The organism is Nocardia sp. XZ_19_385, from assembly GCF_015355755.1.
Classification (GTDB): domain Bacteria; phylum Actinomycetota; class Actinomycetes; order Mycobacteriales; family Mycobacteriaceae; genus Nocardia.
The window spans coordinates 1019341-1032330 of sequence record NZ_JACVEE010000002.1 but is presented as its reverse complement, the minus strand read 5'-3'; the positions used below and the strand labels follow the sequence as shown (position 1 = coordinate 1032330).

The 12990-nt window shown below is 69.2% G+C and carries 9 protein-coding genes; 4 read left to right on the top strand and 5 right to left on the bottom strand.

Going from position 1 to position 12990, the window contains the following annotated elements; all coding sequences use genetic code 11:
* Positions 1–2: 2 nt before the first annotated feature.
* The 4 genes from sigM to IBX22_RS17445 all read right to left on the bottom strand — a co-directional run bounded on the left by sigM (position 3) and on the right by IBX22_RS17445 (position 8301).
* Positions 3–632 carry an RNA polymerase sigma factor SigM gene (gene sigM / locus IBX22_RS17460; protein WP_375540247.1) on the bottom strand — a complete coding sequence of 210 codons (630 nt, stop codon included), beginning with the start codon at positions 630–632 and terminating at the stop codon, positions 3–5.
* Positions 633–856: 224 nt separating this feature from the next.
* On the bottom strand, positions 857–5083 hold the full coding sequence (locus tag IBX22_RS17455) for a murein biosynthesis integral membrane protein MurJ (protein WP_228538852.1): 4227 nt from the start codon (positions 5081–5083) through the stop codon (positions 857–859).
* A 129-nt stretch (positions 5084–5212) separates the two neighbouring features.
* A complete protein-coding gene (locus IBX22_RS17450) occupies positions 5213–7765 on the bottom strand; it encodes a DUF6049 family protein (protein ID WP_194816609.1) in 2553 nt (850 codons plus the stop codon).
* Entirely contained in the window at positions 7762–8301 is a 540-nt protein-coding gene (locus IBX22_RS17445; RefSeq protein WP_194816608.1) for an NUDIX hydrolase, read from the bottom strand. Before IBX22_RS17445 ends, IBX22_RS17450 begins: the two co-directional genes overlap by 4 nt.
* Positions 8302–8397: 96 nt before the next feature.
* Between IBX22_RS17445 and IBX22_RS17440 the strand changes: the two genes are divergently transcribed.
* A complete protein-coding gene (locus IBX22_RS17440; RefSeq protein ID WP_194816607.1) occupies positions 8398–9858 on the top strand; it encodes a CCA tRNA nucleotidyltransferase in 1461 nt (486 codons plus the stop codon).
* Positions 9859–9864: 6 nt separating this feature from the next.
* On the opposite strand, the gene IBX22_RS17435 is transcribed toward IBX22_RS17440, so the two are convergent.
* On the bottom strand, positions 9865–10680 hold the full coding sequence (locus tag IBX22_RS17435; RefSeq protein ID WP_194816606.1) for a hypothetical protein: 816 nt from the start codon (positions 10678–10680) through the stop codon (positions 9865–9867).
* Between the two features lie 59 nt (positions 10681–10739).
* Between IBX22_RS17435 and IBX22_RS17430 the strand changes: the two genes are divergently transcribed.
* The 3 genes from IBX22_RS17430 to IBX22_RS17420 are packed head-to-tail and all read left to right on the top strand — an operon-like array spanning position 10740 to position 12987.
* Positions 10740–11498, top strand: a complete 759-nt coding sequence (locus IBX22_RS17430) for a LamB/YcsF family protein (RefSeq protein ID WP_194816605.1) — start codon at positions 10740–10742, stop codon at positions 11496–11498.
* Complete coding sequence (locus tag IBX22_RS17425) at positions 11495–12133, top strand: allophanate hydrolase subunit 1 (protein WP_194816604.1); 639 nt, start codon at positions 11495–11497, stop codon at positions 12131–12133. Before IBX22_RS17430 ends, IBX22_RS17425 begins: the two co-directional genes overlap by 4 nt.
* On the top strand, positions 12130–12987 hold the full coding sequence (locus tag IBX22_RS17420; RefSeq protein WP_194816603.1) for a biotin-dependent carboxyltransferase family protein: 858 nt from the start codon (positions 12130–12132) through the stop codon (positions 12985–12987). The genes IBX22_RS17425 and IBX22_RS17420 overlap by 4 nt, the downstream gene beginning before the upstream one ends.
* The last annotated feature ends 3 nt before the right edge of the window (positions 12988–12990 follow it).

Here is a 12990-nt window from a genome sequence, read left to right as displayed (position 1 = left end):
GGCTACTTCCGGTTCCGTGGATCTCGCAGAAATTCCAGACGTTCTTGCAAACGTTGCCGACCTCGGGCACAGCGACTCTTGATCGTGCCCTCCGGTACGCCCAGCAGCGCGGCCGCGTCGGCCACGCTATACCCCTCCATCTCCACCGCGACCAGGGCGGTGCGCTGGTCCGGCGGCAGCGCGAACAGGGCGCGTTCGACCACCATCGACATCTCCATCTCGGCGAAGGCGTCCCGGTCGTCGAGGGGTTCGGGCACGTTCTCCGGACTCAGCGAGAGCGCGCGGCGGGCCTTGTTGCGCCGGATGCGGTCCAGGCAGGCATTGACCACGATGCGGTGCAGCCAGCTGCGTACCTCGGACTCCCCGCGGAACGACGCGGCGGTGCGATGCGCCGCCAGCAGCGCGTCCTGGAGCGAGTCGGCGGCGTCCTCGCGGGTGTAGGAGGTGCGCACGGCGGTCTGCCACAGGTGGTCGTTGTGCCGGCGCACCAATTCGGAGAAGGCGTGACGCTGCCCGCGCGCATGCGCCCGCAGCAGCTCGATATCGGAGAACTCGTCCGGTGCGAACGGCCGGGCGCGGAAGGCGACCGGACCTGAAGGGCCCCCGCGGGAACCCCCGTTCAATTCGGACAAAGCCAAACCCCTCCGACGGCGCTCGCAAGCGACAGCCAGGCCGGCCGTCACCATCTATTTCCCGCGGCATCCAGGATCGAGACGCTCCCGGGAAAAAGCTCCCCACAGAGAGCGCGTAGCGATCATAACCGGGTGACCGGCCACGTCGGGTACTTGGGAGCCGCACGGATTGGACACGTGCGTGCGAGGGTGGCACGGATTGGACACGTGCGGAGCTTCGATATCTACCGGGCGGCGTCGAAGCGGAGGTCGGCGATCGCGGTTTGGAACTGACCACCGGAATTGCCGAGGCCGGTGACCCAGACGAGCACATAGCGGGCGGGTTGGTCGGCGCGCACCGAGATCTCGGTGACGCCCTCCCCTAGTCGTGCCGAGCCGATCAGCTGGGTCTGATCCAGCGTCGGCGAATCGGTGGGCGAGGTTCTTATCTCCACCGACGTGCCCGGGCTCGGCGAAGTGATCGACACGTTGGTCAGCTTCGCCGGGCTCGGGAGCGTGGCTAGGAGCCCGATGCCCTTCTTCAGGGCGGGGAACTGCTGGAAGTACTGATCCGTCTTCCAGACGGTGCCGGGATTGTGGTCCAGCACCGCGCTCACGGTCCCCGCGTTGTCGGGGGTGCCCTCCGGGGAGAACACCTCGACCTTGGCCACCGGCACCGGCACACCGGCGGGCGCGGCGGCACTCGGCGCCGCCGGGCTACCGGAGGCCTGTGTCGGCGCCGCCGTCGACTCGGTGGTCAGGCCGATATTGCGCTGCTCGTTGAGCGGCTGATCGGAGGCGGTCGGCGCGAACAGGCTGACCATCCACCAGATGATGATGCCGACCACCAGCGCGGCCAGGATGCCCAGGCCGACCATGATCCACATCATCCGCTGCGAGCGTTCCCGTTCCTGCGCGAGCAGTTCCGGGTCGGCCAGCGATTCGTCGACGACGGCCGCGGCCTGCGCGTTCTGGCGCTGACCCAATCTCAGCACCGGGATGAAATCGGTCTTCTGATCGACGACCGACGCCTGCTCCAGCACGTGCTGGACGGTGGCGGCGGTGCGCACACCCTTGTTCGATTCCAGCGAGCGCACGGCGACCGCGGAGATCTCGAAGGGCACCTCGGGCCGGATCTGGCGCGGCTCCACGGGGGTGCCGTCCGGGCCGAAATCGGCCAGGCGCAGACCGCCGACGGTGGCCGCGGCACCGGTCATGCCGCCGGCGCGGATCGGCCAGCGCGCGGTGATCAGCGCGTAGAGCATGGCGCCGAGGCCGCGCACGTCGGACTGTGCGTCGGAATCGGACAGGGTGCCCGGGAAGGCGAGCACGGCGTCACCGGTCGCGCTGATCCGGACGCGATCCGGGTTATCGATGGACAGCGAGCCGCCGCCGCGGTGCGCCAGTTCGGCGGCCGAGGCGAGCGCCCGGATGGCGCGGGCCGCACCGATCGGGGACGGCACGGTTTCGGCCATCTCCCGCAGCGAACGACCGGGCGTCCACTCGGCGACCACGATGCCGCCGGAGCTGCCGCGCACCACGTCGAGGACGCGGGCCAGACCGGGCGAACTGATCCGGCCCAGGCGCAGTGTGCGCGACAGGATCGCCTGCGGGCCATCGTGTCCGGAGTTCTCGCCGGACTTCTGATCGGCGTCGACGAAGGTCAGCGCGACCTCGCGGTCGAGTTTGATGTCGAGGGCCTGCCAGAACTTCAGGCCGCGGGCGCCACCGTGCGGGGCGAGCAGCCGGTAGCGGCCACCGGCCACCGAGGCGCCCGCCATCAGCTTGGGACCGCGCGGGCCCCGGCGGGCACCCGGATCGACGCCCGGGGGCGGCGCCTGCAACGGCGGGATCGGGATCATCCCGGTGTCATACATCGGATCGCGAGGCGCGGGGCCGTCGTTGTCGCGCCGCCCGGGCGCGGGATCCGGAGTGGGGTGTTCGATGTCGGTCTCCAAACCGCCGGCTGTGGCCGCCGCTGTTTCAGGGGCGGACGGGACGCCGCCCACCGCCGCGTCGTCGCTCACCCTCGGTCCTCCTTCGCCCTGATTTATCGAGGTGCCGGCGAATTCGCCACTTGTGCTTCTCTGCCGAACAGGGTACGGGAACTCGCCCCTGCTGGTGCGGTCAACAGCCACGTCTCGGATGACGGGCAGCACCATGGTTTGTGCGTCCATGTACGGGTCGAATCCGGAGTAACCGTACGGGTCCGGCCTGCGGAACACCTGCGTGGCGTACTCGTCCTCGACCGGGGTGTCGAGATCCAGATCGGGCGCGGGGGGCGTGATACCCAGCCGCCGCGACACCGCGACCGTAATTGCAACGATTTCAGGAACACCGGCGAGTCGCATCAAACCGAACGCCACGGCGAGCAGCACGATGCCGTCGATCGCCACCCGGATCAGCGAGCCGGGTCCGCCGAAGGAGTTCGAGAGCCGGTCCAGCCCGAGCACGGTGTCGACGATGAGCATCACCGCACCGCCCGCGATCGAGGCCAGCACCACGCGGGTGATGGTGCGCCCGACATTGGCCATGCGCAGATCGCCGAGACTGCGATGCAGCAGGTAACCGCCGATGCCGGCGCCGACCGCGAAGCTGATGCCGTTCACCGCGCCGAGCACGATCACGACCTGATCGGGGGTGCGCGCGATCATCGGCGCCAGCGCGGAGAGCACGATCTTCACGCCGGTGATGCCGAGGATGATCCAGGTCGGGGTCCAGGCCTGATGCCGGGCGTAGAACACGCGCAGGTGAATCAGCACCAGCGAGTACGGGATCAGCGTGAACGCCGACCAGGCCAGCGCCGTGCCGAGCCGTTGGGCGTCGCCGGAGAAGCGCGCGTACCCGAACAGCGCCTCACCGATCTGCGGGCCCGCCAGGGTGAAGAAGGTGACCACCGGCAGCAGCGCGATCATGCTCAAGCGGGTGGCGACCGACAGATCGTCGACCACCGCGGGGGTGTCGTCGGCGGCGGCGTTGCGGCTCAGCCGCGGCATGATCGCGGTCAGCAGCGTGACAACCAGGACGCCGTACGGCAATTGGAGCAGCAGCCAGGTATAGGAGTAAATGGCCGGGCCGGCGGCGTCCGCCTCGGAGGACACATGGTTGGCGAAGATCATGCCGACCTGGCTGATCGCCACGTACAGGATGATCGCCGCGCCCATCGTGCCGAACTGCCGGAGCCGATCGTCCAGGCCCCACAGCGGGCGCAGATCGATGCCCTCGCGGCGAATCGCGGGCAGCAGGCTCAGTGCCTGGACGACCACACCGAGGGTGACGCCGACACCGAGCACCAGCAGTTTCGGATCGCTCATCCGCACCGGGTTCAGCGTGATCTCACCGGGTGTCAGCGCGTAGAGCGCGAGCACGGCGAGCACCACCACGTTGTTCAGCACCGGCGCCCAGGCGCCGGGCTTGAAGTTCTCCCTGGTGTTCAGGATCGCCGTGAGCAGCGCGGACATGCCGTAGAAGAGGATCGCGGGCAGCAACAAGAAGGTCAGCGCGGTGGTGAGTGCGGTGTTGACCTTGCCGTCGGAGGCCACGAAGACATGGGTCGCGAGGATCGGGGCGAGCGCGGTGGTCAGCACCGTGGCGGTCAGCAGGACCGCGAACGCGGCGGTGATGAGTCGTCTGGTGAAGGCCGCGCCGCGGTCGGGATCTTCCTGTTCGGCGCGCACCAGCGTCGGAACCACGATCGCGCCGAGCACCGCGCCGAGTACCAGCTCGGCGATCATGTTCGGGATCAGGCTCGCGGAGGTGAACGCGGAGGCGATCTCCGGGCCGAGCACGGCCGCCAGCATCAGTACCTTGCCGAAGCCGGTGATGCGGCTGATCAGTGTCGCGACCGCCATCGAACCGGAGTTGCGGAGCAGCCGTCCGCCGGCGCTTTCCTTGGGTTCCGCTTCCGGTTCCTTGGTGGCGACCGGCCACTCCTGGGTGCGCGGGCGCCGCACCGGGTCCGGGCGTTCCGGCCGGCGCTGCTGGTGGGCCGGATGCGCGGGCGCCGGGTTCGGTTGCGGCGGTGGGTAGTTCGGGGGTGCGGCGAGCCGCCTGGTGGGCTGATCCGGATGCGGATGACCAGGCTGGGGCTGCTGACGTGGGTCGGGCCGGCCGGGCGGCATCGGTGGTCTGGGCCGGCCGGGCGGAGGCTGCTGCCGATCGCGCGGGGCGGGCGGCGGCGGGTAGGACTGCTGCCCTGGATGCGGACGCGGCGCCGGTTGACGTGGATCGGGGCCGGGGCGGCCGGGCGGCGGGGGCACCGGTCTGCCTTGCGGCGGCGGAACGGGGCGGCTGACCTGCGGCCGACGCGGCGGCACACCATACGGATCGCGGTGCGTCATGCCCGGCTCTTCTTGCGGCTCGGACTGCTGTAGTCGCCGTTCCCACGGTGCCGCAGGGGCCCGGCGGGCGGGCGGCCCGTCAGGTCTTTCCTCCGGTCGAGGGGGATGAGCGGACAAATCATCGTCGCTCATCATGCCTCCTGTACCGAGCCGGACCTGTGCATCCGGCTTGCTCGAGCTTTCGGCGTTTCGCCATTTGTCACCAAAACACCGACACCCATCGAGCTCTCCCCCATTGTGCACACCTGTGGAAGGGTCGGCTCAACTCTCGTCACGCAGTACCCGTTTCCGTGCCCGCAGGTAGCGGTTGACGCGGCGCCGGGTGCCCGGATCGAACCCTTCGTCGGCCGGATCGGGCTCTCCCCGGAACCGGTGCCACAACCGGCGCCCGGCAAGCAGGAACAACAGCAATCCAGCACATGCGGTAATTATCGCCAACGCCTGACCGTAGGCGTTCGAGCGCACGGAGACCGAGGTCGGATGACCCAGGGGGACGCCGTCGGGTGTGGTAATGGAAATGGGAACGACCAGGTTACGGCTGTCGTCGATCTCGGTCGGGACCTGGAACGAGCGGGTTCCGTTGGGCGGCAACTGCTGTTCGCCGATATCGGTGATATTCGTCTCGGCCGGTGCCTCGATCCGGAATCGGATGCGGATCGAGACCGGCAGATTGTTGCGCGCTACCAGCAGCAACGGGCTCTGTTCGGAGGCCAGGGTGTAGACGCCGCCCGGCGGCAGCACCGTCACCGAGTTGTAGAGACTGTCCAGCTCGCGGGTGGTCTGATCCTGGCGGCGCTGCGCGAAAGTGTCCGGCTGGGCGGAGTTTCCGGTGCGGCGATCCGAGAGGGTCAGCACCCGGATCAGGTCGTCGCGCAAGGGGGTGAGGAAATCCCGTGGCGTCGGCTGGGATTCGGGAACCTCGACCAACGCGTTCAGCAGGTCGGTGATCCGGGCATTCTGGTCCCGCGCCGGGGGCACGAACCGGCTCGGCACCGCGTCGCGTGCGGCCTGGCCCAGATAGTCCAGCTCGTAGGGCTGCGGGTCGGGCGGTTCGGCGAGCAATTCGGTGAACGGGCGCGGGGTCGCGAGGTTGTTGCGCATCAGCAGGTCCAGCTGCTTGAGCAGCGCCGACGCCTCGTCCTTGTTGGCGCCCCACTGCTGCGGGGGCATGAGCAGCTGCGAACGCGGGCGGCCCGCCAGGGGATTGAGCGCGGTCCAGGTGATCGCGCCGAGCGCGTCCTGCAGGCGGGCCGTGCGGGAATCGTTGGTGACGTCGTAGCGGACCCGGCTCGGGGTGTAGGACGGGGTCGGCGGGTTGGAGCCGACCGCGGCCAGTGCTGTCGCCGACCAGATGTCGAAGGGCGCGACGTGCAGCGCGGGGTCGGCGGGCGGGGCCGCCGGCGTCGACGGGGTGGGTGTCGTGGTCGTGGTGGGAGCCGCCGAGGTGGCGGTCGGTGTACTCGACGGCGTTGCGGGCGTGGCGGATTCGGCCGGGGCGGGGTCGTCCTGGGGCGCGGTGATCCCGGGTATTCGGACCATGTCGGGTGCGGCGGGCTCCGGCAGCGCCGTCCGGGAGGTGGTGGCGGCGGTCTGCGGAAGATCGCTGGCGCCCGCCGTGCCGACCGGGACCGCCGCCGTATCGGCGAGCACCGCGGTCTCGAAACCGTGGCTGCGCAACAGCATTCCCGCACCGGAATCGATGCTGCCGGAATCGGGCAGGCTGACGCCGCGCACGGACTTGGTGGTGAGGAGGGTGTCGACGATATCGGCGGGCGCGTTCAACGCGCGCGCGGACAGGTCCGGGTCGTTCACCGCCGCCAGCGCGGACACGTCGACCTGCGCGAACGGCAGCGCCACCGTGCAGGTCGAGGCGGCGACCGTGCGCAACCGGTCCAGCCAGGCCTGCGCCGCCTCGGCGCCGGCGCCCGCGCGGGTCTGGCCGTCCGGATCCGAGGGGCTGGCCAGCACCCGGTAGCCCTTGGTCATGGCCTGCGCGGTGAGCAGCAGATCGGGATCGACGGCGACACAGATCGCGGAAGCCGGGTTGTTGCGGCCGCTGTTGCCGATCGCGGTTTCCAGCGCGGCCAGCAACTGCTCCAGCCGCCCGCCCTTCGCGAGCGAAGCGGCCAGTTCGTCGTCGGTCAGTTCGGCTTTGCCGTCCACGGTGCCGGGGACGCCCGCCACCATGCGCGGACGGTCGGCCAGGGGCCAGATCAGGGTGGTCGCCACCGGGACATCCGGCGGGGCCGGTGCGGCGGGCTCCTCGGGAGTGGGCGGTAAACCGAGCACCGGCAGCAGGAACCGGGCGTCATCCAGACGCGCCTGACTGCCGTAGGCCGGTTCCCCGTTGACATTCAGCAACAACGGATAGATACCGGCCTGCGTCAACCCGAGCGAGGCTTCGCCACTCCCCCGCAGGTCGATACTCAGCGTGAACTGTTTGCGCTGCCCCGGACTGAGCCGCTCGGCCACGTCCTCGAACGGGCCGGTCACCTCGTAGTTGATCTGGTCCAAGCGCAACGCGTACCGCAGGTCACTGGGTGTGGTCACCGCGGCGGCGCGCTGGATCCGGACACTGATGTCGTCGACCACCCGGTCGCCGATATTGGTGACCGTGCCCGACACCGTCAGGCGCGGCTCGCTGGTGGTCGTCACCGTCGACGGCGACACCGAATCCAGCGACAGCTTCAGGAATTTCGGGGTGGACGCATTGTTCGACCCGGTGGGCTGCGCACCGGCCAGCACCGGCACCGCGAGCATCGAACCGATCAGGGTCAGGACCGCCACGATGATCCGGCAGAGTCCTTGCGTCATCGCTTGCCGGTCTCCATCCGGTCGATCAGCTTGTTCGCCACCTCGGCCAGTCGCCGTTCGTCCGCGTACGCGAGCCGGGAATGCAGCTCGCTCAACGGAACCCAGGCGACCTGGGTGACTTCCACATCGGCGTCGGACAGCTCACCGCCGACCGACCGCAGGAGATAATGATGCACGGTCTTGTGTACCCGGCGGCCCTCGGTCACGAACCAGTAATCGATACTGCCCAGTTCGGCGACCACGACACCATTGATTCCGGTCTCCTCGGCCACCTCACGAATCGCGGTTTGCTCGGGCGTTTCGCCCTCTTCGATATGGCCTTTGGGTAGCGACCACAGCAAACGACCACGACGATCGGTGCGCCCGATCAGTGCGGCACTGCGCTTTTCGCCCGGACCGTCGAGCCCGTCGACGACCAGGCCACCGGCGGAAGTTTCCCGCACGGTGCGCATGCGCGGCTTCGGCGCAGCGTTGGGGGCCGAACCGCGGCGCCGAGGCTGGCGGCGTCGACTGTTCGCACGATCGGCCGGAGACACTCAGCAAGCTTAGACGGTGGGTTCGGTACGCCTGAGTCGGAGACCGTGATCCTCGCGCTTAGGAGCTGGTGCGGAAGGTCGGTAAGCTGCCGTTTCGTGGTTTCGCCCAAGTCCGAGGATGCAGCAGTAGATCGACGTACCCGGTTGCTGGCTGCGGCCGCGGTCACCCTTGGGGGGTTGTCGGAGGTGCTGACGCCGCTCGGGGCGCTGTTCGCGGCCCGCGGCCATGACCTCTATCTGGTCGGCGGCAGCGTGCGGGACGCGGTGCTCGGGCGGCTCGGGACCGATCTGGATTTCACGACCGACGCGCGGCCCGATGTGGTGCTGGAGCTCATGCGGGGGTGGGCTGATCACCTGTGGGATACCGGCGGCTTGGCGTTCGGGACGGTCAGTGCGTCCAAGGGCGGTCAGCAGCTGGAGATCACCACCTTCCGGAGTGACAGCTACGACCGGGTTTCGCGCAACCCCGAGGTGACCTTCGGTGACACGCTCGAGGCCGATCTGGTGCGGCGTGATTTCACCGTGAACGCCATGGCGGTCAAGATCGGGGCGGACGGATCGCTGGACTTCCTCGATCCGCTCGGCGGCATGGACGCGCTGCTCGAAGGAATGCTGGATACGCCTGCGGCGCCCGAGGATTCGTTCAACGACGATCCGCTGCGGATGCTGCGCGCGGCCCGGTTCGTCGCGCAGCTCGGGTTCGAACTGCATCCGCGGGTCGGCACCGCGATCACCGCGATGTCCGAGCAGATCGATCGGATCACCGCGGAACGGGTGCGGACCGAGCTGGACAAGCTGATCGGCGGTGCGCATCCGATCGACGGCATCAACATCATGTGCGAGACCGGGCTGGCGCAGCGGGTGCTGCCGGAGGTGCCGGCGATGAAGCTGGAGATCGACGAGCATCACCAGCACAAGGACGTGTACTGGCATTCGCTGACGGTGTTGCAGCAGGCGATCGACCTGGAGGACGGCGATCCGGATCTGGTGCTGCGGTGGGCGGCGCTGCTGCACGACATCGGCAAGCCCGACACCAAGCGCAACGAGCCCGGCGGCGGGGTGAGCTTCCACCACCACGAGGTGGTCGGGGCGAAGATGGTGCGTAAGCGGTTGCGGGCGTTGAAGTATCCGAAGCAGTTCACCGAGGAGGTGGCGCGGCTGGTGTTCCTGCACCTGCGGTTCCACGGCTACGGCAAGGGGCAGTGGACGGATTCGGCGGTGCGCCGCTACGTCACCGATGCCGACGAGCTGCTGCCGCGGCTGCACAAGCTGGTGCGGGCCGACTGCACCACGCGGAACAAGCGGCGGGCTGCCGCGCTGCGGGCCACCTATGACGATCTGGAAGTCCGGATCGAGCGGTTGCAGGAGGAGGAGGACCTGGCGAAGGTCCGGCCCGATCTGGACGGCAACGCGATCATGGAACTGCTCGGGCTGCGACCGGGCCCGCAGGTCGGTAAGGCGTGGTCGTATCTGAAGGAATTGCGCCTGGATCGCGGGCCGATGAGCCGGGACGAGGCCGAGGCCGCGCTGCTCGAATGGTGGAAGACGCAGGCCTGAAACCGATCAGAAGATGATCAGGGTGGTGCCGGTGACGATGGCCGAGCGGATTTGAGCGAGGTCGAACGAGCCCGTCATCTCCGGTAGGTCGACGCGGAAGCGGACCAGGTCGCCGTCGCGGGTGGCGTGCACGATGCGGGCGTGATTCGGCAGGCCGTCCATCAGAATCGCCGGCGCGGTGATCAGGTTGCGCGGTAGTCGCATCCCCCACCAGGTGGCCTTCTCGATCCGCACGGTCAGCAGGTTGTTCTCGACGGCCGCGTCGACCAGCGCGACGAGTTTGTGCTTGCGGTGTCTGGCCTGGATGAGGCCGCTGTCGTGCACGCTCAGTTCCCAGTCGAATCCGCGCTCGTTGAGCCAGCCGACCAGGGCCTCGGTGGTGACGGTGCCGTCCAGGTCGAAGTGCTGGGCGCGGACCCTGGTCGGCACGCCGGGGATCAGCCGGACGCCGTGGGCGATCAGGGTGACCGATTCGATCGAGTGCTTGTCCCAGAGCACCCGGGACAGCACGGTTTTGGTCTGGAAGTGCGCGCCCCGGCGCCGGACCTTGAGGACCTGCAAGGTGGCGTGCAGCTCGTGGCCGAGCAGGGTGGCGTTGATCTCCTGGCCGCCGAACCGGCTCAGGATGCCTTCGCTGAGCATGGTCATCAGCACGTCCGGCATGAGGGCGGTGACGGTGCCCGCGCCCAGGTCGGCCACCGGGTCGACCCAGGACGTGGTGACCGAAACCCACTGGTCTATCCACGACTGGTCGAACAGGCGCTTACCGGCTTCGACGGCCCGCAGCGGCGACCATGACTTCGGATCGAAATACGTGGCCATGATTGGTCCGAGCGTACCGGCGGGGCCCGGAAACGCCCAGCGGCGTGGGAAAATTAGGCATGGACCAGCCCCTCGACCTCAACAGTGATCTCGGCGAAGGCTTCGGCCCCTGGGCGATGGGTGACGACGTGGCCATGCTCGACATCGTCACCAGCGCGAATATCGCCTGCGGGTTCCATGCGGGTGATCCGTCGATCATGCGCCGCACCTGTGCGCTGGCCGTCGGCAAAGGGGTGCGGATCGGTGCGCATGTCGGATATCGGGATCTGGTGGGTTTCGGCAGGCGCGCGCTCGCGGTGCCGCCCGCCGAACTCCGCGACGAGGTGCTCTATCAAATCGGCGCGCTGGACGCTTTCGCACGCGCGGCCGGTGACCGGGTGCGATACGTGAAACCGCATGGTGCGCTCTACCATTCGGCGGCACAGGATCAGGGGCTCGCCGACGCCATAGTCGAGGCGATGACGACATACGATGCGGAGCTCGTGCTGCTCGGGCCGGCGGGCACGCTGCTGGAGCAGGCGGCCGCGGCGGCGAAACTGCGGTTCGTCGGCGAAGCGTTCGCCGATCGGGCCTATCTCCCCGACGGCGCGCTGGCGCCCCGCTCCGCCGCCGGTGCGGTCTTGTCCGCGGACGCGGCTGTCGCGCAGGCGGTTTCGATCGCCACCACCGGCGCCGCGAGCACGGTGGACGGTGGCCAGGTGGCCGTCACGTCGGCGAGTATCTGTGTGCACGGTGACTCGCCCGCCGCTGTCGAGATGGCGCGCCGGATCCGCACCCGGCTGACGGAACTGGGTCTAGCCCTGGAGTCGTTCGCATGACCGAGGTGATCCGTGCCGCCGGTGATCGCGCCCTGCTGGTGGCACCGACCGGCGGGATCGCCGATCTGGCTGCCGCCCTGCGGAACCGAGATGTCCCGGGCGTAGAGGATGTCCTGCCTGCTGCGGAAACCCTTCTGGTGACCTTGGATTCGCCGAACGACGCGGAGCGAGTCCGCCGCGCCCTGGGCGAGCTGCTCGAGGAGGCCGCCGATGATGTTTCCCGTGGAACACTGTCGCGCAACGACTTTCCCGAGCCTTTGGTGATTCCGGTTCGCTATGACGGAGTCGACTTGGACGACGTCGCGCGGCTGCTGAACCTGAGCACCGCGGAAGTGGTCGCCGCCCACACCTCGACGACCTGGCACTGCGGATTCGTCGGCTTCGCCCCGGGCTTCGGCTATCTCGAATCCGCCGACCATCGCCTCACCGTCCCCCGCCGAGACCAGGCGCGAACCGCCATCCCGGCCGGTGCGGTGGCGCTCGCGGGCGGCTACACGGCCGTATATCCGCGCAGTACGCCCGGCGGCTGGCGACTCATCGGCCACACCGACTTACGCATGTGGGATGTCGATCGCGATCCGCCGGCCCTGATCCAGGCCGGGTCCGCCGTGCGCTTCGTCGAGGCGGACGCATGATTCTCATCGATGCCGTCGGTCCCCTGGCCACGGTGCAGGACCTGGGCCGCCCGGGTTGGTTCGGCTCCGGCGTCGGCGTGGCGGGCGCGGCCGACCGCGGCTCCTTCCGCCTGGCCAACCGCCTGGTCGGCAACCCGGAGAACTTCGCGGCGATCGAAGCACTGCTCGGCGGGCTGACGCTGCGGGTCGACCGCCATCACACCGTGGCGGTCACCGGCGCACCCGCGCCCGCCACCGTCGACGGCACCCCCGTCGGTCCCGCCAGCGTGCTGGAACTGCGAGCGGGACAAACACTTCGGCTCGGCCTCGCCGGCACCGGCCTGCGCAGCTATGTCGCGATCCGCGGTGGCATCGACCTCGCCCCGGTCCTCGGATCCCGCAGCCGTGACACCCTGTCCGGCATCGGCCCGGAACCACTGCGCCCCGGCGACCGCCTGCCGATCGGCCCGGCGCCGGACACCCTGCCGATCGTCGACGTGGCGCCGGTGGCCGCACCCACGGCGGCCGCCCTCGAGGTCCGGGTCGTGCTCGGGCCTCGCGACGACTGGTTCACCGACCCCGCTGCCTTGTTCCTCGGCGAGTGGACGGTCTCCGCCGATACCGACCGCGTGGGCGCCCGGCTGGATCGCCGCACCGGTCCGCCCTTGGCGCGCAAAGCATCCGGTGAGCTACCGACCGAGGGCATGGCGCTCGGCTCGATCCAGGTGCCGCCGAGTGGACAACCGGTCGTCTTTCTGGCCGACCACCCGATCACCGGCGGTTACCCAGTTCTCGCAGTCGTCGTGTCCGCCGACATCGACGCGATCGCGCAGGCCCGCCCGGGTCGAATCATTCGCTTCCGCCCGGACCGCTGACCG

Coding starts and splice junctions, on each gene's coding strand:
- IBX22_RS17455 (WP_228538852.1), bottom strand. CDS start 5,083: ATGAGCGACGATGATTTGTCCGCTCATCCCCCTCGACCGGAGGAAAGA.
- IBX22_RS17450 (WP_194816609.1), bottom strand. CDS start 7,765: ATGACGCAAGGACTCTGCCGGATCATCGTGGCGGTCCTGACCCTGATC.
- IBX22_RS17435 (WP_194816606.1), bottom strand. CDS start 10,680: ATGGCCACGTATTTCGATCCGAAGTCATGGTCGCCGCTGCGGGCCGTC.
- IBX22_RS17430 (WP_194816605.1), top strand. CDS start 10,740: ATGGACCAGCCCCTCGACCTCAACAGTGATCTCGGCGAAGGCTTCGGC.
- IBX22_RS17425 (WP_194816604.1), top strand. CDS start 11,495: ATGACCGAGGTGATCCGTGCCGCCGGTGATCGCGCCCTGCTGGTGGCA.
- IBX22_RS17420 (WP_194816603.1), top strand. CDS start 12,130: ATGATTCTCATCGATGCCGTCGGTCCCCTGGCCACGGTGCAGGACCTG.